This window comes from Cupriavidus sp. 10L43_2 (genome assembly GCF_056395265.1).
In genome coordinates this window covers 294,835-317,889 of record NZ_JBFTJE010000006.1, presented here as the reverse complement: position 1 = coordinate 317,889, position 23,055 = coordinate 294,835, and the positions used below count along the sequence as shown (strand labels likewise).

General features: G+C 66.5%; 22 protein-coding genes. 15 read left to right on the top strand and 7 right to left on the bottom strand.

The features are described from left to right. Nucleotides 1-39 precede the first annotated feature (39 nt). The 4 genes from AC1DEL_RS11955 (at nt 40) to rmuC (ending at nt 4,668) form a co-directional block, all read left to right on the top strand. The gene (locus AC1DEL_RS11955) at nt 40-726 is read left to right on the top strand and encodes a LutC/YkgG family protein (protein WP_092290077.1); all 687 of its coding nucleotides are present in this window, start codon (nt 40-42) and stop codon (nt 724-726) included. Nucleotides 727-858: 132 nt separating this feature from the next. After that, a complete protein-coding gene (locus AC1DEL_RS11950; RefSeq protein WP_092290851.1) occupies nt 859-2,298 on the top strand; it encodes a sodium:proton antiporter in 1,440 nt (479 codons plus the stop codon). 5 nt (nt 2,299-2,303) lie between these two features. Continuing rightward, complete coding sequence (locus AC1DEL_RS11945) at nt 2,304-3,299, top strand: 2-hydroxyacid dehydrogenase (protein ID WP_092290073.1); 996 nt, start codon at nt 2,304-2,306, stop codon at nt 3,297-3,299. A gap of 19 nt (nt 3,300-3,318) precedes the next feature. Next, complete coding sequence (rmuC, locus tag AC1DEL_RS11940; protein WP_477125779.1) at nt 3,319-4,668, top strand: DNA recombination protein RmuC; 1,350 nt, start codon at nt 3,319-3,321, stop codon at nt 4,666-4,668. On the opposite strand, the gene AC1DEL_RS11935 is transcribed toward rmuC, so the two are convergent. The 5 genes from AC1DEL_RS11935 to AC1DEL_RS11915 all read right to left on the bottom strand — a co-directional run bounded on the left by AC1DEL_RS11935 (nt 4,646) and on the right by AC1DEL_RS11915 (nt 11,772). Further along, nucleotides 4,646-4,927, bottom strand: coding sequence for a hypothetical protein (locus AC1DEL_RS11935; RefSeq protein WP_092290069.1), 282 nt, complete (start codon nt 4,925-4,927; stop codon nt 4,646-4,648). The genes rmuC and AC1DEL_RS11935 overlap by 23 nt on opposite strands. Before the next feature lie 210 nt (nt 4,928-5,137). Continuing rightward, complete coding sequence (gene moeA / locus AC1DEL_RS11930; RefSeq protein ID WP_441590533.1) at nt 5,138-6,421, bottom strand: molybdopterin molybdotransferase MoeA; 1,284 nt, start codon at nt 6,419-6,421, stop codon at nt 5,138-5,140. 104 nt (nt 6,422-6,525) lie between these two features. Continuing rightward, nucleotides 6,526-7,125, bottom strand: a complete 600-nt coding sequence (mobA, locus tag AC1DEL_RS11925) for a molybdenum cofactor guanylyltransferase MobA (protein ID WP_441590532.1) — start codon at nt 7,123-7,125, stop codon at nt 6,526-6,528. 48 nt (nt 7,126-7,173) lie between these two features. Then, nucleotides 7,174-8,298: a GTP 3',8-cyclase MoaA gene (gene moaA, locus AC1DEL_RS11920; protein WP_092290059.1), complete on the bottom strand. Its 1,125-nt coding sequence runs from the start codon at nt 8,296-8,298 to the stop codon at nt 7,174-7,176. Between the two features lie 243 nt (nt 8,299-8,541). Next, entirely contained in the window at nt 8,542-11,772 is a 3,231-nt protein-coding gene (locus AC1DEL_RS11915) for an Rne/Rng family ribonuclease (protein WP_477125778.1), read from the bottom strand. An 894-nt stretch (nt 11,773-12,666) separates the two neighbouring features. On the opposite strand from AC1DEL_RS11915, the gene AC1DEL_RS11910 reads away from it, so the two are divergent. Genes AC1DEL_RS11910 through AC1DEL_RS11895 form a run of 4 tightly spaced genes read left to right on the top strand, consistent with a single transcriptional unit; the run spans nt 12,667 to nt 15,970 of the window. Beyond that, nucleotides 12,667-13,668, top strand: a complete 1,002-nt coding sequence (locus AC1DEL_RS11910) for an RluA family pseudouridine synthase (RefSeq protein ID WP_092290055.1) — start codon at nt 12,667-12,669, stop codon at nt 13,666-13,668. Nucleotides 13,669-13,728: 60 nt separating this feature from the next. Continuing rightward, entirely contained in the window at nt 13,729-14,388 is a 660-nt protein-coding gene (locus AC1DEL_RS11905; protein WP_092290052.1) for an HAD-IA family hydrolase, read from the top strand. After that, the gene (locus AC1DEL_RS11900; RefSeq protein ID WP_092290048.1) at nt 14,381-14,764 is read left to right on the top strand and encodes a Rieske (2Fe-2S) protein; all 384 of its coding nucleotides are present in this window, start codon (nt 14,381-14,383) and stop codon (nt 14,762-14,764) included. The genes AC1DEL_RS11905 and AC1DEL_RS11900 overlap by 8 nt, the downstream gene beginning before the upstream one ends. A gap of 42 nt (nt 14,765-14,806) precedes the next feature. Next, a complete protein-coding gene (locus AC1DEL_RS11895; protein ID WP_092290046.1) occupies nt 14,807-15,970 on the top strand; it encodes a S49 family peptidase in 1,164 nt (387 codons plus the stop codon). Nucleotides 15,971-15,976: 6 nt separating this feature from the next. Here AC1DEL_RS11895 and AC1DEL_RS11890 read toward each other — a convergent pair whose 3' ends face one another. Then, the gene (locus AC1DEL_RS11890; protein WP_477125777.1) at nt 15,977-16,708 is read right to left on the bottom strand and encodes an SAM-dependent methyltransferase; all 732 of its coding nucleotides are present in this window, start codon (nt 16,706-16,708) and stop codon (nt 15,977-15,979) included. 3 nt (nt 16,709-16,711) lie between these two features. Beyond that, a complete protein-coding gene (locus AC1DEL_RS11885; protein ID WP_092290040.1) occupies nt 16,712-17,314 on the bottom strand; it encodes a Maf-like protein in 603 nt (200 codons plus the stop codon). Nucleotides 17,315-17,526: 212 nt separating this feature from the next. Between AC1DEL_RS11885 and AC1DEL_RS11880 the strand changes: the two genes are divergently transcribed. The 7 genes from AC1DEL_RS11880 to acpP all read left to right on the top strand — a co-directional run bounded on the left by AC1DEL_RS11880 (nt 17,527) and on the right by acpP (nt 22,963). Continuing rightward, nucleotides 17,527-18,144, top strand: a complete 618-nt coding sequence (locus tag AC1DEL_RS11880; RefSeq protein ID WP_477106504.1) for a YceD family protein — start codon at nt 17,527-17,529, stop codon at nt 18,142-18,144. Between the two features lie 122 nt (nt 18,145-18,266). Then, nucleotides 18,267-18,446, top strand: coding sequence for a 50S ribosomal protein L32 (rpmF, locus tag AC1DEL_RS11875; protein ID WP_008644820.1), 180 nt, complete (start codon nt 18,267-18,269; stop codon nt 18,444-18,446). 192 nt (nt 18,447-18,638) lie between these two features. Next, nucleotides 18,639-19,718 carry a phosphate acyltransferase PlsX gene (gene plsX, locus AC1DEL_RS11870; RefSeq protein ID WP_092290037.1) on the top strand — a complete coding sequence of 360 codons (1,080 nt, stop codon included), beginning with the start codon at nt 18,639-18,641 and terminating at the stop codon, nt 19,716-19,718. Between the two features lie 78 nt (nt 19,719-19,796). Next, nucleotides 19,797-20,777 (top strand): beta-ketoacyl-ACP synthase III, encoded by a 981-nt coding sequence (locus tag AC1DEL_RS11865; protein WP_092290036.1) that lies wholly within the window; start codon nt 19,797-19,799, stop codon nt 20,775-20,777. Nucleotides 20,778-20,856: 79 nt separating this feature from the next. Next, nucleotides 20,857-21,786, top strand: coding sequence for an ACP S-malonyltransferase (gene fabD, locus AC1DEL_RS11860; protein ID WP_477106505.1), 930 nt, complete (start codon nt 20,857-20,859; stop codon nt 21,784-21,786). Nucleotides 21,787-21,804: 18 nt separating this feature from the next. Beyond that, complete coding sequence (gene fabG, locus AC1DEL_RS11855) at nt 21,805-22,554, top strand: 3-oxoacyl-ACP reductase FabG (RefSeq protein ID WP_441643995.1); 750 nt, start codon at nt 21,805-21,807, stop codon at nt 22,552-22,554. A 169-nt stretch (nt 22,555-22,723) separates the two neighbouring features. Then, nucleotides 22,724-22,963, top strand: coding sequence for an acyl carrier protein (gene acpP, locus AC1DEL_RS11850; protein ID WP_008644813.1), 240 nt, complete (start codon nt 22,724-22,726; stop codon nt 22,961-22,963). The last annotated feature ends 92 nt before the right edge of the window (nt 22,964-23,055 follow it).

The following is a 23,055-nucleotide window of genomic DNA, read 5'->3' as shown; positions in this document are numbered from 1 at the left end:
TCTATAATCGGCCAGCCCCAGGAACCAACCCCTTACGCCATGGAAACCAACGCCGCCCGTGACCGCATCTTCGCCCGCATCCGCGCCGCCCAGGGCAGGGGGGCGAAGGTGACCACCGGCGAGCGCGAGGCCGTGGACGACTATCTCGCACGCCATCCGCAGGGCCCACAGCCGGACATCGCCGCCGATCGCATCGAGGCGTTCAGCCTGCAGGCGCAGAAGATGGCGTCCACCGTGGAGCGCGTGGCCACGCTGGCCGACGTGCCGGGCGCCGTCTCGCGCTATCTGGATGGCCTGGGCCTCGTGCGCCGCGCCGTGGCGTGGGACAGCCTGGGCGACCTGCCGTGGCAGGCGCAGGGGCTGGACGTGGCATGCCGGCCGCCGGCGCGCGATCCGCAGGTCGATCATGATCATGGCGACCTCGTCGGCATCACCGGCTGCTTCGTGGCGATTGCCGAGACCGGCTCGCTGATGCTGCTGTCGGGGCCGCAGACCTTCGCCTCGGCCGCGCTGCTGCCCGAGACCCATATCGCCGTGGTGCCGATTTCGCGCATCGTGGCGAACCTCGAGGAAGCCTTCGCGCGCATGCGTGCCGAGCATGGCCAGCTGCCGCGCGCCACCAATGTCATCAGCGGCCCGTCACGCACGGGCGACATCGAGCAGACCATCGTCCTCGGCGCCCATGGCCCGTACCGCGTGCACGTGATCCTCGTCGACCAGGACTGAGGGACAGCGCAGGTCCAATCCGAGGGCCGCCGGGCGTCACATTCCGGGTAATTCCAGCAGCATTTTCAGACCAGTCTCAAAGGGGTTTGCTTTACACTGGCCGCTTTCGAGACAAGGAGAACCTGCCCGATGATGCGACGCGCACGACGTGCCCTGGCACCGTGGCCCACCGCGATGCTTGCGGTCATCGCCCTGTTTCCGTCCATGGCCGGTGCCGCCGAGATCGATGGCGCCACGCTGTCGCCGCTCTGGGGCGTGCCGTTCGCCGGCGTTCTGCTGTCCATCGCGCTGTTCCCGCTGCTGGCCCCGCACTTCTGGCACCACCATTACGGCAAGGTGGCCGCGGCCTGGGGCGCGCTGTTCCTGGTGCCGTTCGCCATGCAGTTCGGCGTCCATGCCGCCGTGGCCAACACGGTGCACGCGCTGCTAGGCGAGTACATCCCGTTCATCGTGCTGCTGGGGTCGCTGTATGTGGTGGCCGGCGGCATCTGCGTGCGTGGCAACCTGCACGGCACGCCCCGGCTGAACACCGGCATCCTCGCGCTCGGGACCGTGCTGGCCAGCCTGATGGGCACCACCGGTGCGGCCATGCTGCTGATCCGGCCGCTGCTGCGCGCCAACGACAACCGCCGCCATGTGGCACACGTCGTGGTGTTCTTCATCTTCCTGGTGGCCAACGCGGGCGGTTCGCTGACGCCGCTCGGGGATCCGCCGCTGTTCCTGGGCTTCCTGAAGGGCGTCGAGTTCACATGGACGCTGCGCAACATCTTCCCCGAGACGGTGTTCCTGTGCGTGGCGCTGCTGGCGCTGTTCTATGTGGTCGACCGCCACTACTTCCTGAACAAGGAAGAGGAACTGCCGCGGGCGCAGGACCCCACGCCGGATTCCACGCGCCTTCAGATCGACGGCAAGATCAACTTCCTGCTGCTGGTGGGCGTGCTGGCACTGGTGCTGATGAGCGGGCTGTGGAAGCCGGGCATCGTATTCGACGTGATGGGCACCGAGGTCACGCTGCCGGCGCTGATCCGTGATGTGCTGTTGGTGGGGATTACCATCGTGTCGCTGGTCGCCACGCCGCATAGCGCGCGCAGCGGCAACGAGTTCAACTGGGAGCCGATCCTCGAAGTGGGCAAGCTGTTCGCGGGCATCTTCCTGACGATCATCCCGGTCATCGCGATGCTCAAGGCCGGCACCGACGGCGCGTTCGCGGCGGTGATCCACGCGGTTAGCGATTCCTCCGGCCAGCCCATCGACAGCATGTACTTCTGGGCGACCGGTATCCTGTCCTCGTTCCTGGACAACGCGCCGACCTACCTGGTGTTCTTCAACACCGCCGGCGGCGACCCCGCCACCCTGATGACGCGCGACGCCTCGACGCTCGCCGCCATCTCGGCCGGCGCGGTGTTCATGGGCGCCAATACCTATATCGGCAATGCCCCCAACCTGATGGTGAAGGCCATTGCCGAAAGCCGCGGCGTGCGCATGCCGAGTTTCTTCGGCTACATGGCATGGTCCGGCGCCGTGCTGCTGCCGCTGTTCCTGGTGATGACGTTCCTCTTTTTCCACGTGTGACTGCCATGAAGCCCTCCGTCCTCGTTACCCGCGCGATCTACACCGACGTCATCGAACGTCTTTCGCAATATTTCGATGTCGACAGCAACCAGGAAGACCTGGTGCTGGACGCCGCCGCACTGAAGGCCCGCCTCGCGGGCAAGGCCGGCGTGCTGGCCAATGCGGCGGACAAGATCGACGGCGCGGTCGTTGCCGCGCTGCCGCAGCTGCGCGCGGTGTGCAACATGGCGGTCGGCTACAACAATCTCGACGTTCCGGCCCTCACCGCCGCCGGCGTGGTGGCGACCAACACGCCCGACGTGCTGACCGAAACCACGGCCGACTTCGGCTGGGCATTGCTGATGGCCACCGCCCGCCGCGTGACGGAGTCCGAGCATTACCTGCGGGCCGGCAAGTGGAAGCGCTGGAGCTACGACATGCTCGTGGGCATGGACGTCTACGGCAGCACGCTCGGCATCCTTGGCATGGGTCGTATCGGACAGGCGCTGGCCCGCCGCGCGGCCGGCTTCGGCATGAACGTGCTGTATCACAACCGCAGCCAGCTGCCGGCGGAGACCGAGCGCGCGCTCAATGCGCGCTACGTCAGCAAGGCGGAGCTCCTTGCGCAGACGGATCACCTCGTGCTGGTGCTGCCGTACAGCCCGGAGAGCCATCACGCGATTGGCGCGGCAGAGCTGGCGGCGATGAAGCCGACCGCCACCCTGATCAACCTCGCGCGCGGTGGCATCGTCGACGACGCCGCGCTGGCCGCCGCATTGCGCGATGGCCAGATCTTCGCGGCCGGCCTGGACGTGTTCGAGGGCGAGCCGAGCGTCCACCCAGACCTGCTGACCGTGCCAAACGTGGTGTTGACGCCGCATATCGCGAGCGCATCGGAAAAGACGCGTCGCGCGATGGCCAATCTGGCCGCCGACAACCTGATCGCGGCACTCGATGCCGGCCCCAAGGCAGGCAACCCGCCTTCGGTGATCAACCCAGAGGTCATGGCGCGCCGCCGCTGAATCGGATATTCCTGAATTGATGACGTTGATTTCCGTCCTGACGCTTGCCGCCACCCTCGTGGCGGTAATCCTGCTGGCGGTGCTGCTGTGGCGCGCGCGCGCCGGGGCGGCATCCGCGGAACTGCTTGATGGCCTCGACCGGCTCGAGCGCGTGTTGCGTGGCGAAGTGAGCGCGGCCGCCCGGGATGGCCGCGACGAGTCTGGTCGGCAGATGCTGCGCTTCCAGCAGACCTTGTCGGCGCACCTGACCAGTATTGCCACGGTGCAGAACCAGCAAATCGCGCAGATGTCCGAGTCCAACGATCGCAGGCTGGCCGAGGTGCGGACCACGCTTGAGCAGAAGCTGCGCGACATCGAGGCAAATAACGCCGCGAAACTGGAGGAAATGCGACGCACCGTGGACGAGAAGCTCCATGCGACGCTCGAGCAGCGGCTCGGCGAGTCGTTCAAGCTGGTGTCGGACCGTCTGGAGCAGGTGCATCGTGGGCTGGGCGAGATGCAGGTGCTGGCGCAGGGCGTGGGCGATCTCAAGCGGGTGCTGACCAACGTGAAGTCGCGCGGCACGTGGGGTGAGGTGCAGCTTGAGATGCTGCTGGAACAGATCCTCACGGCAGACCAGTACGGCAAGAATGTCGAGACCGTGCGCAACTCGGGGGCGCGGGTCGAGTTCGCGATCCGGTTGCCGGGCCGTGACCCGTCCAGCGGACCGGTCTGGCTGCCGATCGATGCGAAATTTCCGAAGGAGCAGTACGAGCGCCTTGTCGATGCCCAGGAGCACGGTGACGTTGACGGCGTGGCCGTGGCCGGCCGTGAACTCGAGGTGGCGCTGCGCCGGGAGGCACAGTCGATTGCCGAGAAATATCTGGCGCCGCCGGCCACCACTGACTTCGCGATCCTGTTCCTGCCGACCGAGGGGCTTTACGCCGAGGTGCTGCGCCGCCCGGGCCTGACGGACCTGCTGCAACGCGATTTCCGCGTAACCGTGGCCGGGCCGACCACGCTGACCGCCTTGCTCAACAGCCTGCAGATGGGCTTCCGGACCTTGGCGCTGGAAAAGCGTTCCAGCGAGGTGTGGGAAGTGCTGGGTGCCGTCAAGACCGAATTCGGCAAGTTTGGCGAGGTGCTGGCCAAGACGCGCGATACGCTGGTGCGCGCGGCGCGCAATATCGAACAGGCCGAGGTGCGGACCCGTCAGATGGAGCGCAAGCTGCGCACGGTGGAGGCGCTGCCCGGGGAACTCGCCGAACAGCTTTTGGGAACCGCCGCAACGGCGGGATCACCGGAGGAAGTGCAAGCACCTCCGTCCCAGGAGGACGCCGGCGGGGCGCAAGCCGCCAACGGCGACGTTACTGGTGATCTTCGGGCGTGAGTTCGCGCACGTGCACTTCGATACCGCCGAAGCGGGCGGCTACCCAGTTGTAGGCCTTGCAGCCGAGCCACAACAGGCCGAAGCCAATCAGTGCATTCAGGATCAGCGCGGTGAAAACCGTAATCCCCGGCAGGTCGCCATAGCGGATAAAGGCCACGAACAGGCCCATCGCCACGATTGGCACCGAGAAGCACAAATAGACCAGGACCAGTGCGCGCGCGGTCTTGACGGGGTGGAGGTACGCGATCTCCTGATTCATGACGACAGACAAGATATTGGGGAGTTGATTTTTCGTGCTGCAAGTGTAGCGACTGGGGCTTGCGACGCATAGTCCGTCACTCGCGGGGCGCACAAAAAACGACACCGCAACGTGCGCTGTCATACGACGACCGCCGATTCGGTCATTGATTCCGCTCATCAATGCGGCGCACCTATGCCTTGGGTGTTCCGCATGGCGGATTGCAACGAATTACATCAGCCCGTCGAACAGCATCACCTCGACCAGATCGCCAGCCGCGACGGCGTCCTGCTCGTGGCCCAGCACGATGAAGCAGTTGGCCTCGCTCATCGACCGCAGCACGCCCGAGCCTTGCTGGCCGGTGATACGGACTTCCCAGCCGCCATCGGCCGCCGGCGCCAGGATGCCGCGCTGGTATTCCGTGCGGCCGGGCTTCTTGCGGATGGCTGCCGCGCTGCGCACGCGCATCAGCGGCAGCGGCGGCACGTTGGCGCCCATCTGTCGGTGCAACGCGCCGCGCACGAAGTGGTAGAAGGTGACCATCACGGCCACGGGGTTGCCGGGCAGGCCGAAGAGCAGGGCCTCCCGACCGTTCGATGCAATGCGTCCGAATGCCATCGGGCGGCCCGGACGCATGGCGATCTTCCAGAAAGTGACATCGCCCAGCCGCGCCATGATCTGCTTGGTGTAGTCGGCTTCGCCCACGGACACGCCGCCAGACGTGATCACCGCATCGGCGTTTTCGCAGGCACTGCGGAATGCGGCTTCGAGCGCGGCGGGGTCGTCGCGGACCACGCCCATGTCGATCAACTCGACATTGAGCCGCCGCAGCATGCCGTGCAGCGTGTAGCGGTTGGAGTCGTAGACGCAGCCGGGGCCGAGTGGCTCGCCAATCGAGCGCAGTTCGTCGCCGGTGGAGAAAAACGCCACGCGCAGCCGGCGCCGGACCTTGATTTCGGCCACGCCGAGCGATGCCAGCAGGCCGAGGTCCGCCGGTTGGAGAATGCGGCCGGCGGCCAGTGCCGCCTGACCGCGGGCCAGGTCTTCGCCGCGCAGCCGGCGGTTGTCACCGGGGCGCACGGCATCGGCCGCAAAACGGATCTGGTTGCCGCCCGCCTGCACATCCACGAATTCCTGCGGCACCACAGTGTCGCAACCATCGGGCATGATCGCGCCGGTCATGATGCGCACCGCCTGGCCCGCCGTGGGCGCCGCGTCGAGCGCATTGCCGGCGTAGGCCGTGCCGATGACTTCCAGGACCACGTCGCCGCCGGATGCCAGCGCAGCGCTCTGGAAGGCGTATCCGTCCATCGCCGAGTTGTCGTGAGCGGGCACGTCGATGGAGGAGATCACGTCCTCGGCCAGCACGCGGTCGAGCGCGGTGCGAATCGCCAGTTGCTCGGTGCCGCGCACCGGCTCGATCACCTGGCCGATAATCGCGTTGGCCTGGGCCACGGGCAGGGCGGTCGGGTCGTAGTCAGAAAGGCAGGAGATGACGGATTGCAGGGATGGCATGAGCAGTCTGCGGCGAAAAGAAGCGAAAACAGCGAAAAATGGCGGAGAACGCGGGGGAAAACGCGGGTAAGGGCGGATGCCCGAGTCTAACCCGCGCGATGCGCTCAGCGGGCCTCGTGTGTGCGTAGTTCGTCCAGCGTATTGATGTTGGCGAACGCGTCGGCGTCGGGGAACGGCACCTCCGCGAGCCGGTGGCTGGCCGCCCAGGTTTCGATCTTGCGCCCGCCGCCATTGATGTAGGCGATCAGGCTATCGAGCGCAGTGACCGGCATCAGGCAGAACACCGGCTGGGTTTGCCGGTGCCCGTCGGCATCCACCGTGACCGGAATCGCCATCTCGGCACCTTCGGCCTCGATCGCCTGCGCCAGCCGCTCGACGAGGTCGGTGGGCAGGAACGGCGTATCGCACGGCGCCGTGACGAGCCAGCCGGTGCTGCACTGCTCGAGCCCGGCCATCATGCCGGCCAGCGGGCCCGCGAAATCGGGCACGGAGTCGGTGACCACGGGCACCCCGAACGACTCGTAGGCGGCGAGGTTGCGATTGGCGTTGATCAGCATCGCGCCGGTCTGCGGTGTCAGGCGCATCAGCGTGTGCATCGCCATCGGCACGCCGCGCAGCGGTTGCAGGCCTTTGTCGGTGCCACCCATGCGGCTACCCCGGCCGCCGGCCAGGATCAGGCCCGTGATGTCTTCGCGTGCGATCATGACTTTCGGAAAGTTGTGAGGCGGCGCCGGGGGCCGGGATGGCCCGGGTCAGCCGCCAATGTAGGACATCTCGATTTTGCGTTCGGCGCGCGCCAGGCGCACGGCCGGATCGCCTCGCTGCTCGGAATAGTTGTCGGTGCGGCCTTGCCAGACCTGGGCGATGGCATTAGCGATTTCCAGGTCGCTATGGCCGCCGCGCAGCAGCGCGCGCAGGTCGTAGCCCTCGGTGGCGAACAGGCACAGGTACAGGCGGCCCTCGGTGGACAGCCGGATGCGGCTGCAATCGCCACAGAACGCGTGCGTCACGCTCGAAATCACGCCGATTTCGCCCGCGCCATCGCGATAGCGCCAGCGCTCGGCCGTCTCGCCCGAGTAGTTGGCGGGAATCACCTCGAGCGGAAATACTTCGTCAATCCGCCGCACCACGTCGGCGGAAGGTAATACTTCGTCCATTTGCCAGTGGTTGCTGGCGCCAACGTCCATGAATTCGATGTAGCGGACGATGATGCCGCTGCCACGGAAATGGCGGGCCATCGGCACGATTTCGGCGTCGTTGGTGCCGCGCTTGACCACCATGTTGACCTTTATCGGCGCCAGGCCGACGGCTTGGGCGGTCTCGATGCCGTCCAGAACGTCGCGCACCGCGAAGTCAACGTCGTTCATCTTGCGGAACGTGGCGTCGTCGATGGCGTCCAGGCTCACGCTCACGCGCGACAGGCCGGCATCGCGCAACGACTGCGCCTTGCGCCCCAGCAGCGACGCATTGGTGGTCAGCGTCAGGTCCAGCGGCTTGCCCGAGACGGTCTCGATGCGCGCCAGCATTTCCACGAGTTTTTCGATGTTCTTGCGCAGCAGCGGCTCGCCGCCGGTCAGCCGGATCTTTTCCACGCCCTGCGACACGAACAGGCGCGCGGTGCGTTCGATCTCCTCGAAACTCAGCAACTCGGAATGCGGCAGGAAGGTGTAGTCCTTGTCGAACACCTCCTTGGGCATGCAATACACGCAGCGGAAGTTGCAGCGGTCCGTCACCGAGATACGCAGATCGTGCAGCGGCCGGCCGCGGGTGTCCGCCACGAGGCCCGAGGGTGTGTCGAGGCGGGACGGAATGCTTGGCACCATCGAGCGATAGCGATGGTCGCGCAGGTCGAGGATGGGAATGACGGTGTCGGTCATGGCCTGGGGGTGGCGACGCCGCTCTCCGGCGCGATGTGTGCATCCGGGGCGGTTCTGTCTGCCATTCTAGCCGAGGTGGCTGACGCGCCGGCGGCGACCGTGCACTTCGCAGGGGCACAGTGGGGCGGTGGCGGCGCCAGTACAGCGGTGTGATGCCCGCATCATATGTGGCGCCCCATGAAAAAAGGGACGGCTTCGGCCGTCCCTTTTCCCTTTTGGGCTGCCAGCTTGCGCTGGCCGACCTTACTGCTGTTGCTGCTGCTGGTCGCGCTGAGCGTCAGTTTCGACCATGACCATCGGACCTTCCGGCAGCGGGGGCAGCGGCTTGCGCTCGCGTTGCACACGCGGGGCCGGTGCTACGTTGGCGGCGGCGGCCTGGGCGGATTGCAGCTTGGCGGTGTCCGTGTGCACCCACTGGAGGCCGGCCGAAGCCAGCATCGGCTCGAGGGCATCGGCACGCAGCGGGGCGGCGGCCGGTGCTGCCACCGGGGTCGGCGCGACGGCAGGCGTCGCGATGACCGGCTCGGCAACCGGGGCGGCCACGATCGGGGCTGCCACGACCGGCGCAGCTTCGACCGGCGCCGGTGCCGGGGCTTCCACCGCCGGGGCGGTGTAGACCGGTGCGGGCGTCACGACCGGCGCGGCTTCGGGGGCGCTGACCGGTGCGAACACCGGTTCGGCCACCGGGGCCGGGCTCACGGGCTGGGCCGGTTGGCTCGGTTGGGCGTAGGCGGCCGGTTCCACACGGGCCACGGTTTCCACCGTCTCACGCGTTTCCACGGCTTCGGTGACTTCGGCGACTTCCGCCACGTGGGCCACGCGGGGGACTTCAGCCACTTGGGCCACGGCAACCGGTTCCGGCTGGGCCACGACTTGCGGTGCAGCCTGGGCGGCCACCGGGGCGAATTCCGTCTCGGTCACGCCTGCGGCCACTTCGGCCAGGTTGGACGTGTCGTTGGCGTCGCCATTCTCGCCGTTTTCGCCATCGGCGCCTTGCACACCATCTTCGCGCTCGCGGCGATAGCGGTTACGGCCACGACGGTTACGGCGGCGGCGTTCTTCGCCCTCAGCACCTTCCGTCGCCACGGCTTCCACGCCTTCCGGCAGTTCCGTCGCGGCGGCGGCTGCCACCACGGCCACGGCCGGAGCGGCTTGCGCCGCTTCGAATGCGGTCTGCGGCGCGCCTTCGGCGTTCAGGGCTTCCTCGGTCTCGCGGGTATCGCCACGCTCACGTTGACGTTCGCGTTGACGCTCGCGGCGTTCCTGGTTGCGCTCGCGGCGGTTGCCTTCCTGGCGGGCTTCGCCACCTTCGGGCTGACGGGCGATGGCCGGCGTGGCCTGCTGGCCGTCGCGCGGGGCGCGTGCCGGACGCTCACCACGTTCGGTGCGCTCGGTGCGCTCGGTGCGTTCACCACGCTCAGTCCGCTCGCCACGTTCTGCACGATCCCCGCGTTCCGCGCGCTCACCACGCTCGGCGCCACGTTGTTCACTGCGCTCGCCACGTTCACCGCGTTGGCCACGGCCCTGGCGTTCACCACGCTCGCCGCGTTCACCACGTTGTTCGCGATCACCGCGTTCGCCACGTTCACCGCGTTCGCCACGACCTTGGCCACGGCCTTCGCCGCGACCTTCGCCACGCTGGCCGCGTTCGCGACGACCGTCGCCGCGTGCCTGGGCGTCAGCGGCCGGCTTGGCCGGCTCGGCCACCGGGGCGGCGGCCGGACGTGCGCCGAACAGACCCTTCAGCCAGCCGATGAAACCGCCGGCTGCCACGGGCTGCGTGGCCGGTACCGGCCTTGCCGCAGCGGCTTCCGGGCGCGGAGCGCGCTCGGGGCGGGGCACCGACACCGGGGCCGGCGCGTCGGGCGTAATGCCCTTGACTGCGGCTTCCTGGCGCGGACGCGCATCTTCCTTCTTGCGGCTGCTGTAGCTCGTGTCCGCCTCGAGTTCCTTGGCGGCGGCCTCGGCCATGCGATAGCTGGCCGTGGATTCCTCCAGGCGCGGATCGTCGTGGCGCAGGCGCTCCAGCTTGTAGTGCGGCGTCTCCAGGTGCTTGTTCGGGATCAACAGCACGTTCACCTTGAAGCGCAGCTCGATCAGGTTGATTTCCTGACGCTTTTCGTTCAACAGGAAAGCGGCCACTTCCACCGGCACCTGGCAGTGGATGGCGGCCGTGTTTTCCTTCATCGCCTCTTCCTGGATGATGCGCAGCACCTGCAGGGCGGACGATTCGGTATCGCGGATGTGACCTGTTCCATTGCAACGCGGGCAGGTGATGTGCGAGCCTTCCGACAGCGAAGGACGCAGGCGCTGGCGCGACAGTTCCATCAGGCCGAAGCGGCTGATCTTGCCCATCTGCACGCGGGCGCGGTCGTGGCGCAGGGCGTCCTTCAGGCGCGTTTCCACGTCCTTCTGGGCCTTGCTGGACTCCATGTCGATGAAGTCGATCACGATCAGGCCGCCCAGGTCGCGCAGGCGCAGCTGGCGGGCGATCTCGTCGGCCGCTTCCACGTTCGTGCGCAGCGCCGTTTCCTCGATGTCCGCGCCCTTGGTGGCGCGGGCCGAGTTCACGTCAACGGAAACCAGGGCTTCGGTATGGTCGATCACGATGGCGCCGCCGGACGGCAGCATCACCATGCGGGAATAGGCAGACTCGATCTGGTGTTCGATCTGGAACCGCGAGAACAGGGGCACGTCGTCCCGGTACTTCTTCACGCGGTTCATGTTGTCAGGCATGACCACGCTCATGAAAGCGCGTGCCTGTTCATAGATCTCGTCGGTATCGATCAGGATCTCGCCGATATCGGGCTGGAAATAGTCGCGAATGGCGCGGATGACCAGGCTCGATTCCAGATAGATCAGCAGCGGGGCCTTGTTGTCGCCGGCGGCGCCGTCGATGGCCTTCCACAGCTGCAGCAGGTAGTTCAGGTCCCACTGCAGTTCCTCGGCCGCGCGGCCGATGCCGGCGGTGCGGGCGATGATGCTCATGCCGTCCGGTACGGTCAGCTGGCCCATCGTCTCGCGCAGTTCCTGGCGGTCCTCGCCCTCGATGCGGCGCGATACGCCACCGCCACGCGGGTTGTTCGGCATCAGCACCAGGTAGCGGCCGGCCAGCGAGATAAAGGTGGTCAGGGCGGCGCCCTTGTTGCCGCGCTCTTCCTTCTCGACCTGGACGATCAGTTCCTGGCCTTCGTGCAGGGCGTCCTGGATGCGCGCGTTGCGCACGTCCACGCCGTCCTTGAAGAACGCGCGGGCCACTTCCTTGAACGGCAGGAAGCCGTGGCGCTCTTCGCCGTAGTTGACGAAGCAGGCTTCCAGCGAGGGCTCGATGCGGGTGATGACGCCCTTGTAGATGTTGCCCTTGCGCTGCTCGCGCCCGGCGGTTTCGATGTCGATATCGATCAGTTTCTGACCATCGACGATCGCGACGCGCAATTCTTCCTGTTGCGTCGCGTTGAACAGCATGCGTTTCATCGCAATACCTCATTCCAGTGTCGCGGAAGTCACACGAAAGGTGTCCGCGACGATCCATGGAACACGCGAGGAAATAGAGCGGGGGCGGGAGAATTGCCGGAGTCGCCGGCGCGCAATACGACGCGGCCGGGCGGGGCGCGGGTGAAAGAGAGAGGCTGTCGACGTCTAGGCAGGCGTCCGCTGGGTCGGGGAGAGCGCCATGGCACTGCTCCTGATACAGCGACTTGCGGCGGATGCCCGGAATGGCCGGGGGCGATGCGGCAACGCACAATGCAAACGGCACTGGCTTCGCGGCATCGCGGCCGGCCGGGAATGGCCAAGACGCGTCAAAGAGCAAGTTTTCCGGACGCGGCAAGCGGGGCCGAATGTCAACCTGACCTGTCTCCTGGCGGGCGCGCCGCTGCTTCTTGGAGTTCTGCGACCGGGCGCCGGTAATACGACTAGCCGATATTGCAGGTCGGTTGGCAGGCTCGCCTGCCGGCCGGCACCGAGTTCCCGGTGCGGGCGGTCTTCTCTCACCGATGTGGATGCCTGTCGGGCATCCACATTGAATTCTGTTCTACCTGGATCACTCTGTTTCCACGTGCCCGCCGTTTCTCGCCGAAGCTGCCTCTGGGCAACTTCCTGCGCGCCGGCGCGGCGCGTGCGTGCTGCTGATTTCCACCATTTGCCCATCTGGCGCCTGCGGGGTACGCAAAATGCGGGAGACGGGCCGGGTTGATGGCAACCCGAAGTGTAAAATGCGTGATCCTGCGCGGATATTGGTGGCAATCCCCATCGGTCTCGCCACCCGCCAGCCCAACGTGGGCCCGCGCCTATATTGCTCACAGAATCGCTTACACAGGTCGTGCGCTGCCGGTCTTTGGCCGGAACAGCCGGGAAATTATATTGAAAATGAATGAGTTACGCCATCAAATTGAAAAGGAGCCGCGCGTCGCGCCCGGCGCGCTCCAGGTGGTGTACGTCACGGTGGACGAAAGTGCCGAGGGCCAGCGCATCGACAACTTCCTGCTGAAGGTCTCCAAGGGTGTGCCCAAGAGCCATATCTACCGGGTATTGCGCTCGGGCGAGGTACGCGTGAACAAGGGCCGGATCGACGCCACTTACCGGCTGAAGCTGGGTGATGTGATCCGGATCCCGCCCATGCGGGTGGCGGAAAAGGCACAGGATGCCGATGCTTTCGTGCCGTCCTCGGAATTCCCAATCCTGTTCGAGGACGCCTGGCTGCTGATTATCGACAAGCCGGCCGGCGTGGCCGTCCATGGCGGCTCGGGCGTGGCGTTCGGGGTGATCGAGCAGTTGCGCCGCGCGCGGCCCGAGGCGAAGTTCCTGGAACTGGTACACCGGCTGGATCGGGAGACGTCCGGCATCCTGATCCTGGCCAAGAAGCGTTCGGCGCTGGTGCACCTGCACGAGCAGATGCGCGGCACGGGCATGGACAAGCGCTACTTCGCGTGCGTAGCCGGCGAATTCCAGAATACGCGGCAGCACGTCAAGCTCTCGCTATATAAATACAGCACGCCCGACGGCGAGCGGCGCGTGCGCGTGCAGGCCGATGGGCTGACCGCGCACACCATCTTCAACAAGGTGGAGGCCTTCCCGGGCTACACCCTGCTCGAGGCCGAACTGAAGACCGGCCGCACGCACCAGATCCGCGTGCACTTGCAGGCGTCCGGCTTCCCGATCGTCGGCGATGAGAAGTACGGCGATTTTGCGCTTAATAAGGCACTTTCGCGCAGCAATGCCAAGCCTGGCATCAAGCGGATGTTCCTGCACGCGCACCGAATGACGCTGGCGCACCCGTCCACGGGCGAGCCGCTGACCGTTTCGGCGCCGTTACCCGCCGAGTGTGTTGATTTTCTGCAACAATTGCGTCAACACCGCGCTGCGGACTGACGCGTCGCATCGCCGCCTCTGCAGCCGCCACACCACTTTCCGCATCGACCAAGGACCTCAATGGCCAGGCAGCGCTTCGACCTGATCGTCTTCGACTGGGATGGAACCCTCATGGATTCCACCCCGACCATCGCCAAATGCATCCAGCTGGCCAGCCGCGACCTGGGCCTGCCCGTGCCGGACGACAGCGCTGCGAGCCACGTGATCGGGCTTGGGCTGAAGGACGCGCTGTCCTATGCCGTGCCCACGCTCGACCCGGCCGACTATCCGCGGCTGGCCGAGCGCTACCGCTACCACTTCCTCACGCGCGATGCGGACCTCGTGCTGTTCGATGGCGTGCGCGAGATGCTCGAGGCCCTGCATGGCGAGCACTACTTCCTCGGCGTGGCCACGGGCAAGACGCGCGTGGGCCTGGAGCGGGCGCTGGCGGCCACCGGCCTCGGCAAGCTGTTCGATGGCACGCGTTGCGCCGACGAGACGTTCTCCAAGCCGCACCCGGCCATGCTGCAGGAACTGACGCGAGAGCTGGGCCAGGACGTGGCGCGCACGGTCATGGTGGGCGATACCACCCATGACCTGCAGATGGCGGTCAACGCCGGCGCGCACGGGCTGGGCGTCTGCTACGGCGCGCATCCGGCCGATTCGCTGCGCGCGATGGCGCCGGTGCACTGCGCCACGTCGATCGCCGATCTCCAGGAATGGCTGCTCACGCATGCCTGAGGCCAGCCTGCCGCCGCACCGCCTGTGCGCCAGCGACGAACTCGTCGATGGCGGCGCCGGCGTGCGGTTCTCGGTGCGCGTGGAAGCGCGCGAGATCGGCGCGTTCGTGGTCCGTTTCGACGGCGTTGCGCATGCCTACCTAAACCAGTGCGCGCACGTGCCGATGGAACTGGACTGGCAGGAGGGGCAGTTTTTCGATAGCGCGGGCCTATACTTGATGTGCGCGACACATGGCGCGGTTTATGCGCCAGACACCGGCCTTTGCGTGGGCGGCCCTTGCCGGGGCGCCGCGCTGGCCAAGCTCCGGACCGAGGAACGTGAGGGTGCTGTCTACTGGCTCCCCGAACCGCCTTTTTACCCGCCCGACGCCACCTGAATGATCCGCCGGGCCGCCGTCTGACTTTATCGAGTCCATCGCATGACAGAACAGCAAAAACCGCCGGTCGAACCGGGTCAAACGCAAGACGAACACGAACAACAGGCCGACGATAGCCAGCGCCTGGAAACGGCCCGGCAGGCCGATTTTCCACTCGAGCACGAGCTGCGCGCCGGGGACGACGCGGCGCGGCGCGAGGCCGACGAGCGCCGCGCGCGGCTGAGCGGGCAGGGCACTGCCGCCCCGGTGGGCGCTGGCAGCGCCACCGGCGGCTGGGAGCGCGACGTGCTGGAGAAGGTGCTGATGGCCACGCTGCGCGAGCAGCGCGCGGCGCGGCGCTGGAAGATCTTCTTCCGGCTGGTCGGGCTGGGCATCCTGGCGCTGATCCTGTACGCGGTGATCGACTTCAAGGGCGATGGTATCGCCAGCACCACGGGGCGCCATACCGCGATGGTGTCGCTGGAAGGCGAGATCGCGGCGGGCACGCCGGCCGGCGCGGAATCGATCAATGCCTCGCTGCAGGCCGCCTTCGCCGATACGAATGCGGCCGGCGTGATCCTCAAGATCAACTCGCCGGGCGGCTCGCCGGTGCAGGCGGGCATCATCAACGACGAGATCAAGCGCCTGCGCACCGTGTATCCGGGCAAGCCGTTCTACGTGGTGGTGGAGGAAATCTGCGCCTCGGGCGGTTACTACGTGGCGGCGGCGGCTGACAAGATCTATGTCGACAAGGCCAGCATCGTCGGCTCGATTGGCGTGCTGATGGATGGCTTCGGCTTCACCGGCCTGATGGAGAAGCTCGGCGTGGAGCGCCGGCTGTACACCGCGGGCGCCAACAAGGGCATGCTCGACCCCTTCTCGCCGCAGGTGCCGCGCCAGAAGGTCTATGCCGAGACCATGCTCAAGGAGATCCACCAGCAGTTCATCGACGTGGTGAAGGAAGGCCGCGGCGACCGGCTGAAGGACGATCCGGACCTGTTCTCGGGCCTGTTCTGGTCCGGCGAGCGCGCCGTGGCGCTGGGTCTGGCCGATGGCGTGGGCAGCACCGACTACGTGGCGCGTGACCTGTTCAAGGCCGAGGATATCGTCGACTACACGGTCAAGGAAAACATCGCCGAGCGCGTGGCCAAGCGGTTCGGCGCGGCCATGGGCAGCGCGGCGATGAAGACCATGATGATGTCGACCGGCGCGCAGTCGCTCCGGTAAGCACGACTAGGCGGCCAGCAGCGAGAAGATCGCCGGCCGCTTTTGCAGGGCAACCCGCTCCGGCCGCCAGGCCGACAGCGGCAGCGTGACGATGGTTTCGGTGGGCAGCGTCAGATCGACGGCCACCGATACCATCGTGGTGCCGGCGCAATGCTGGCGCAGCGCTTCCAGCAGCGCGGCGTTGCGGTACGGGGTCTCGATAAAGACCTGCGTCTGGCGTGCCTTGCGCGAATGCGCTTCCAGTTCCCGCAGCTTGCGCGCGCGCTCGTCGGCGTCCACGGGCAGGTAGCCGTTGAACGCGAAGCTCTGGCCGTTCAGCCCGGAGCCCATCACCGCCAGCAGGATCGAACTCGGCCCCACCAGCGGCCGCACCGTCACGCCGCGCGCGTGGGCCAGCCGGACGAGGTCCGCGCCGGGGTCGGCCACGGCCGGCACGCCGGCTTCGGAGAGCAGGCCGCCATCGCGGCCCCCGGCGATCGGGTCCAGCAGCGCGGCCAGCGCCTCGGCGCGCGTATTCACGTTCAGTTCGCGGATCTCGATCTGTTGGATCGGGTGCGCCAGCGGGCTGGTTTCGCCCAGCTTCTTCAGAAAGGCGCGCGCCGTCTTGGCGTTCTCGGCCACCAGGTAGTCGAGCCGCGCGGCGATCTGCTGCACGCCGGCGGGGATGACATCGGGCAGCGGATCGAATTCGTCGCGCTTGCCGAGCGTGTTGGGGATCAGGAACAGGGTACCGGCCATCGTTCAGGCTCCGAAGAACGGGTAGCCGGCGGCGCGCAGCATGCCGGTCAGCGCGATCAGCGGCAGGCCGATCAGCGCGGTGGGGTCGTCCGATTCCACGCGGGCGAGCAAGGCGATGCCCAGCCCCTCGGCCTTGGCGCTGCCGGCGCAGTCGTAGGGGGTCTCCAGGCGCAGGTAGGCGTCGAGTTCGGCATCGGGCAGGTCGCGGAAGGTCGCCCGGGTCTGCACATCGGCCAGTTGGGCTTCGCCGGTGCGGCTGTCGAGCAGGCATAGCGCCGAATGAAATGTGACGGTTCGTCCACGCATCTGCTGCAACTGGGCCAGCGCCTTCTCGTGGCTGCCGGGTTTGCCGATCTGGGCGCCGTCGAGTGTGCAGACCTGGTCCGAGCCGATAACCAGCGCGCCGGGGTGGCGCGCGGCGATCGCCTCGGCCTTGCGGCGCGAGAGGCGCAGGGCCGTGGCTTCAGGTGCCTCGCCGGCCAGCGGGGTTTCGTCGATGTCTGGCACGGCCACGTCGAACGGAATGCGCAGCCGCGCGAGCAGTTCGCGCCGGTATGGAGAACTCGACCCGAGGATCAGGGGCGGGTGGATAGCGGAGGACGACATATATATAGAGGTAGCGTCGGAAGGAGAGGGGAATGGTCGGTTGTATACTTTGACCGGCTCCCGTTTTTCAGCTTATAATCGCGCGTTTAGCCACACAGGCACATTCGTGCCCGGCCGTGATCGGAAGCCATCGCGGCAGGCGTATCCGCCCTCGATGGCGTGGATCGTCCCAGGTGTGGCAAACAAGGCATTTTTCCAGCGATTCAGCGTACATGAGTCAGCCGACCCAGCCAGCGGCGTCCGCCGCGGCATTCGATCTGCGCGAAACCGATCTGTTCGCCTTCTGCCGCAAGGGTGGCAGCGTGGCGGGCGACGTGGCGACGCGCGATTTGCCGCGCATCTTAGCCGAGACGGCCGCGGATGCGCCAGCATCGGCACCGGACGAGACGTTTCACTACACGCTCACCGGCTTCATGCGCGAGGAAGCTGTGGAAGTTGGCGCAGCGGTGTCGCAGCGGCTGTTCGTCGACGTGACCATGCAAGGCCGGGTCTGGCTCGATTGCCAGCGCTGCCTGCAGGTCTACCCGGAGCCGATCGACACGTCGATGCGCTTCGAGGTCATGGCCAGCGAAGAAGCGGCGGATTCGGCACCCATGGATGACGACGACGTCGACGTGATCGTCGGGTCGAAGAAGTTTTCGCCGCTGGAACTGATGGAAGACGAGGTGCTGCTGGCGTTGCCGTCGGCACCCAAGCATATGGTCTGTCCGGCCGTGCACGAGTCGCTCGTGACCGGCGCGGACGGTGAGGTGGAGCCTGAGGCTCCGCCCGAAGAGGAAAAGCGGCCATCGCCCTTTGCGGCGCTGGCCGGCCTGAAGACGAAGCACTGACGCCGCAACAGAGCGGCCGGCGCACCCGTCCTCGGGTAGCAGGTCAAGCATCCGGCCGGGCCCCGGCTACGCCTCGCGCAGGATGCGTGTGTTAATATCGGAAAATTCTCGAAGGAGTCATCATGGCAGTTCAACAGAACAAGAAGTCGCCGTCCAAGCGCGGCATGCATCGTTCGCACGACCATCTGTCGGTCGCACCCCTGGCCGTTGAGCCGACCACGGGCGAGACCCACCTGCGTCACCACGTGAGCCCGAACGGCTACTACCGTGGCCGCAAGGTCATCAAGACCAAGAACGACTGACCAGGTCGTCTGGCGTGACCCTGTGTCTCGCTCGCGCACGTTGTCAGGTGTAAAACAGGAAAGCGGCAAGCTCGTTGCCGCTTTTTTGTTGGGCGCTCGGCGCCCACCCGGCAACGTATCCGCGCGTCCGGCTGGTTGCGTCCCCGCAAACCGAGGCGGCGGATGCCGGTGCGCATTCCGTATCTGGAAACAATGACGATCAAGCTCGCTATCGACTGCATGGGCGGCGATCACGGAGTGTCCGTGACCGTGCCGGCGGCGATCAGTTTTCTTTCCCGTCACGATGACGCCGAGATGATCCTCGTCGGCTTGCCCGACGCCATCGGCGCGCAGCTCAAGAAGCTGCATGCCACCGATCATCCGCGCGTCACCGTGGTGGCGGCAACCGAGGTCATCACGATGGATGACCCGGTGGAAGTGGCGCTGCGCAAGAAGAAGGACTCTTCGATGCGCGTGGCGGCCACGCAGGTCAAGGAAGGCCGCGCCGACGCGCTCATCTCCGCCGGCAACACCGGCGCGCTGATGGCCGTGTCGCGCTATGTGCTGAAGACGCTCGAGGGCATCGAGCGGCCAGCCATCGCTACGACCATTCCCAATGAGCAGGGCTGGGGCACCACGGTGCTCGACCTGGGCGCCAACGCCGACTGCGAGCCGGGGCACCTGCTCCAGTTCGCCCGCATGGCGGAGGCCATGGTGTCCGTGGTGGATCACAAGGATCACCCCACGGTGGGCCTGCTCAATATCGGCGAGGAAGTGATCAAGGGCAACGAGGTGGTCAAGGCCGCCGGCGAGTTGCTGCGCGCTTCCGAGCTGAATTTCTACGGCAACGTGGAAGGCAACGACATCTTCAAGGGCACGACGGACATCGTGGTCTGCGACGGCTTCGTCGGCAATGTGGCGCTCAAGAGCACCGAGGGCCTGGCCAAGATGATCGGCGGCATGATCAAGGAAGAGTTCACGCGCTCCTGGTTCACCAAGCTGCTGGCCGCCGTGGCCATGCCCGTGCTGTCGCGCCTGGCGCGCCGGCTGGACCCTGCGCGCTACAACGGCGCCTCGCTGCTGGGCCTGCGCGGGCTGGTGATCAAGAGTCACGGTTCCGCCGACGCCCACTCTTTTGAATGGGCGATCAAACGCGGGTATGATGCGGCCAGAAACGGCGTAATCGAACGTATAGCAAGGGTCTTCGCCAACAAGTCCGGCGCCGCGGCGCCCGCGACCGGCGGCCCGGAGACCGACGCACCGGACCCACATCCCGATACCCATGCCGCCTGAAGCTTCGTGCCCCCTGAGTGGCGGGGGCCGTGGCGGCTGTCCAAGGGCGGCCCGGGTGAGCATCACGATCCGACAGACATGACCAAGTTCGCAAAAATCATCGGTACCGGGAGCTACCTGCCCCCGCGGCGTGTCACCAATCAAGAGCTGGCAGCACAGCTGGCCGAGCGTGGCATCGAAACCAGCGACGAGTGGATCGTCTCGCGCAGCGGCATTTCGGCGCGGCACTGGGCCGAGCCGGACGTCACGGCCAGCGACCTGGCCGTGCAGGCGGCCGAGCAGGCGATCAAGGCGGCCGGCATCGAGCGCCAGGACATCGACCTGATCATCGTGGCCACCTCCACGCCCGACTTCGTGTTCCCGAGCACCGCCTGCCTGGTGCAGCAGAAGCTCGGCATTACGAACCATTGTGCGGCCTTCGACATGCAGGCCGTGTGCTCGGGCTTCGTCTACGCGCTCTCCACGGCGGACAAGTTCATCCGCAGCGGCTCCCACAAGAACGTGCTGGTGATCGGCACCGAAGTGTTCTCCCGCATCCTCGATTTCAACGACCGCACGACCTGCGTGCTGTTCGGCGACGGCGCCGGCGCCGTGGTGCTGACCGCCTCGGACGAGCCGGGCATCCTGTCGTCGGCCATGCATGCCGATGGCAGCCACGTGGACATCCTCTGTGTGCCGGGCAATGTCTCGGGCGGCGCCATCACCGGCAATGCCTTCCTGCACATGGACGGCCAGGCGGTGTTCAAGCTGGCCGTGAACGTGCTGGACAAAGTGGCGCGCGAGGCCATGGCTGCGGCCGAGATCCAGTCGGATGAAATCGACTGGCTGGTGCCGCACCAGGCCAATATCCGCATCATGCAGGGCACGGCGCGCAAGCTGGGCCTGCCGGCCGAGCGGATGATCGCCACGGTGCACGAGCATGGCAATACGTCGGCGGCGTCGATCCCGCTGGCACTCGATGTGGCCGTACGCGACGGCCGCATCCGCCCGGGCCAGACCGTGATGCTGGAAGGCGTTGGCGGCGGCTTCACCTGGGGCGCGGTGCTGCTGCGCATGTAAGATGCGGTCCGGCGCGGCGTGCCTGAGAGGGCGCGTGCGCCCCGACACGCTCGTCTGAATCGTTAAGACTGGATTCCCGATGAAATTCGCATTCGTTTTCCCTGGCCAGGGCTCGCAATCGGTCGGCATGCTCAACGCGTTCGCCGACAACCCGGTGGTCCGCGCCACGCTGGAGGAAGCCTCCACGGCGCTGGGCCAGGACATCGGCCGCCTGATCGCGGAAGGTCCGGCGGAAGAGCTGAACCTGACGACCAACACCCAGCCGGTGATGCTGACCGCCGCCGTGGCCGTGTACCGCGCCTGGCTGGACGCCGGCGGCCCGGCCCCGGCCCTGGTGGCTGGCCACAGCCTGGGCGAGTACTCGGCGCTGGTGGCTGCAGGCGTGATCCCGTTCGCCGATGCGGTGCCGCTGGTGCGCTTCCGCGCACAGGCGATGCAGGAAGCCGTGCCGGTGGGCCAGGGCGGCATGGCCGCCATTCTCGGCCTGTCCGATGACGACGTGCGTGCGGCTTGTGCCGAGGCGTCCGTCGCCGGCGTGGTCGAGGCCGTCAACTTCAACGCCCCTTCGCAGGTGGTGATCGCCGGCCACAAGGCCGCCGTGGAAAAGGCCTGCGAGATTGCCAAGGCCAAGGGCGCCAAGCGCGCGCTGCCGCTGCCAGTCTCGGCGCCGTTCCATTCGTCGCTGCTGAAGCCCGCCTCGGACCGCCTCAAGGAGCGCATGGCAGGGCTGGCGTTCTCGGCGCCGTCGATCCCGGTCATCAATAACGTGGACGTGGCCATCGCCAACGACCCGGCCCAGATCAAGGACGCCCTGGTGCGCCAGGCCGCCGCCCCGGTACGCTGGGTAGAGTGCGTGCAGAAGATGGCCGCCGAAGGCGTGACCCATGTGATCGAATGCGGCCCCGGCAAGGTGCTGGCCGGCATGACCAAGCGCATCGACGGCAACCTCGTCGGCGGCGCGATCTTCGACCCCGCATCGCTGCAAGAYACGCTGGCGCTGCTGAAGTAAGCCAAGGAACATCGCAACATGAGCAAGACTCTGGAAAATCAGGTCGCCCTGGTGACGGGTGCGTCGCGCGGCATTGGCCGGGCCATCGCCCTGGAACTGGCGCGTCAGGGCGCCACCGTGATCGGCACCGCCACGAGCGAGTCCGGCGCGGCCGCCATCGGCGAATACCTGACGGCCGAGGGCCTGCAGGGCCGTGGCGTGGTGTTGAATGTGAACGACGCCGTACGCTGCGAAGCCGTGATCGAAGAGATCGTGAAGGCCCACGGCGGCCTGGCCGTGCTGGTGAACAACGCCGGCATTACCCAGGACCAGCTGGCGATGCGCATGAAGGACGATGACTGGACGAGCGTCATCGACACGAATCTGACGGCGGTGTTCCGCCTGTCGCGCGCTGTGCTGCGCCCGATGATGAAGGCCCGTACCGGCCGCATCATCAACATCACCTCGGTGGTGGGCTCCACGGGCAACCCGGGCCAGATGAACTACGCGGCGGCCAAGGCCGGCGTGGAGGGTATGGCCCGCGCGCTGGCGCGCGAGATCGGCAGCCGCAACGTCACCGTGAACTGCGTGGCGCCGGGCTTCATCGACACCGACATGACCAAGGTCCTGTCGGACGAGCAGCATACGGCGCTGAAGACCCAGATCCCGCTGGGACGACTCGGCCAGCCGGAAGACATCGCGCATGCGGTGGCGTTCCTGGCCGGTCCGCAGGCCGCCTACATCACGGGCACCACGCTGCACGTGAACGGCGGCATGTACATGAATTGATTGCATTACCCGACGTACATTTCGGCGAAGAAGCCGAAAGATGGCGGGCGAAGCAGTTGTTTTTCAAACCGAACGGGCGCGATTCTTGCAATAGATGGCAGGCGGATTTTTTGTGGTCCAAACCTGCTAAAATGCGCCCACTTTTTGTCGAACTTCCCTGGAGGGTTACATGGACAATATCGAACAACGCGTCAAGAAAATCGTGGCTGAACAGCTTGGCGTGGCCGAGGCAGACATCAAGAACGAATCGTCGTTCGTGAACGATCTCGGCGCGGACTCGCTGGACACGGTTGAACTCGTGATGGCGTTGGAAGATGAATTCGGCATGGAAATTCCTGATGAGGAAGCCGAAAAGATCACGACCGTGCAACAGGCCATCGACTACGCCACCGCGCACGTCAAGGCCTAAGCCGTCGTCTTCGTATTCCGAGCCACAGAAGGCACAAGGGTGGGGCCGTCACGGTCCTGTCCGGTTGTTTTCTGTGGCTTTCGTCTGTTCGA

Excerpts from the sequence above, each read along its gene's own strand:
- AC1DEL_RS11955 (WP_092290077.1), top strand. The coding sequence starts at position 40 with ATGGAAACCAACGCCGCCCGTGACCGCATCTTCGCCCGCATCCGCGCC.
- AC1DEL_RS11950 (WP_092290851.1), top strand. The coding sequence starts at position 859 with ATGCGACGCGCACGACGTGCCCTGGCACCGTGGCCCACCGCGATGCTT.
- AC1DEL_RS11945 (WP_092290073.1), top strand. The coding sequence starts at position 2,304 with ATGAAGCCCTCCGTCCTCGTTACCCGCGCGATCTACACCGACGTCATC.
- rmuC (WP_477125779.1), top strand. The coding sequence starts at position 3,319 with ATGACGTTGATTTCCGTCCTGACGCTTGCCGCCACCCTCGTGGCGGTA.
- AC1DEL_RS11935 (WP_092290069.1), bottom strand. The coding sequence starts at position 4,927 with ATGAATCAGGAGATCGCGTACCTCCACCCCGTCAAGACCGCGCGCGCA.
- moeA (WP_441590533.1), bottom strand. The coding sequence starts at position 6,421 with ATGCCATCCCTGCAATCCGTCATCTCCTGCCTTTCTGACTACGACCCG.
- mobA (WP_441590532.1), bottom strand. The coding sequence starts at position 7,125 with ATGATCGCACGCGAAGACATCACGGGCCTGATCCTGGCCGGCGGCCGG.
- moaA (WP_092290059.1), bottom strand. The coding sequence starts at position 8,298 with ATGACCGACACCGTCATTCCCATCCTCGACCTGCGCGACCATCGCTAT.
- AC1DEL_RS11915 (WP_477125778.1), bottom strand. The coding sequence starts at position 11,772 with ATGAAACGCATGCTGTTCAACGCGACGCAACAGGAAGAATTGCGCGTC.
- AC1DEL_RS11910 (WP_092290055.1), top strand. The coding sequence starts at position 12,667 with ATGAATGAGTTACGCCATCAAATTGAAAAGGAGCCGCGCGTCGCGCCC.
- AC1DEL_RS11905 (WP_092290052.1), top strand. The coding sequence starts at position 13,729 with ATGGCCAGGCAGCGCTTCGACCTGATCGTCTTCGACTGGGATGGAACC.
- AC1DEL_RS11900 (WP_092290048.1), top strand. The coding sequence starts at position 14,381 with ATGCCTGAGGCCAGCCTGCCGCCGCACCGCCTGTGCGCCAGCGACGAA.
- AC1DEL_RS11895 (WP_092290046.1), top strand. The coding sequence starts at position 14,807 with ATGACAGAACAGCAAAAACCGCCGGTCGAACCGGGTCAAACGCAAGAC.
- AC1DEL_RS11890 (WP_477125777.1), bottom strand. The coding sequence starts at position 16,708 with ATGGCCGGTACCCTGTTCCTGATCCCCAACACGCTCGGCAAGCGCGAC.
- AC1DEL_RS11885 (WP_092290040.1), bottom strand. The coding sequence starts at position 17,314 with ATGTCGTCCTCCGCTATCCACCCGCCCCTGATCCTCGGGTCGAGTTCT.
- AC1DEL_RS11880 (WP_477106504.1), top strand. The coding sequence starts at position 17,527 with ATGAGTCAGCCGACCCAGCCAGCGGCGTCCGCCGCGGCATTCGATCTG.
- rpmF (WP_008644820.1), top strand. The coding sequence starts at position 18,267 with ATGGCAGTTCAACAGAACAAGAAGTCGCCGTCCAAGCGCGGCATGCAT.
- plsX (WP_092290037.1), top strand. The coding sequence starts at position 18,639 with ATGACGATCAAGCTCGCTATCGACTGCATGGGCGGCGATCACGGAGTG.
- AC1DEL_RS11865 (WP_092290036.1), top strand. The coding sequence starts at position 19,797 with ATGACCAAGTTCGCAAAAATCATCGGTACCGGGAGCTACCTGCCCCCG.
- fabG (WP_441643995.1), top strand. The coding sequence starts at position 21,805 with ATGAGCAAGACTCTGGAAAATCAGGTCGCCCTGGTGACGGGTGCGTCG.
- acpP (WP_008644813.1), top strand. The coding sequence starts at position 22,724 with ATGGACAATATCGAACAACGCGTCAAGAAAATCGTGGCTGAACAGCTT.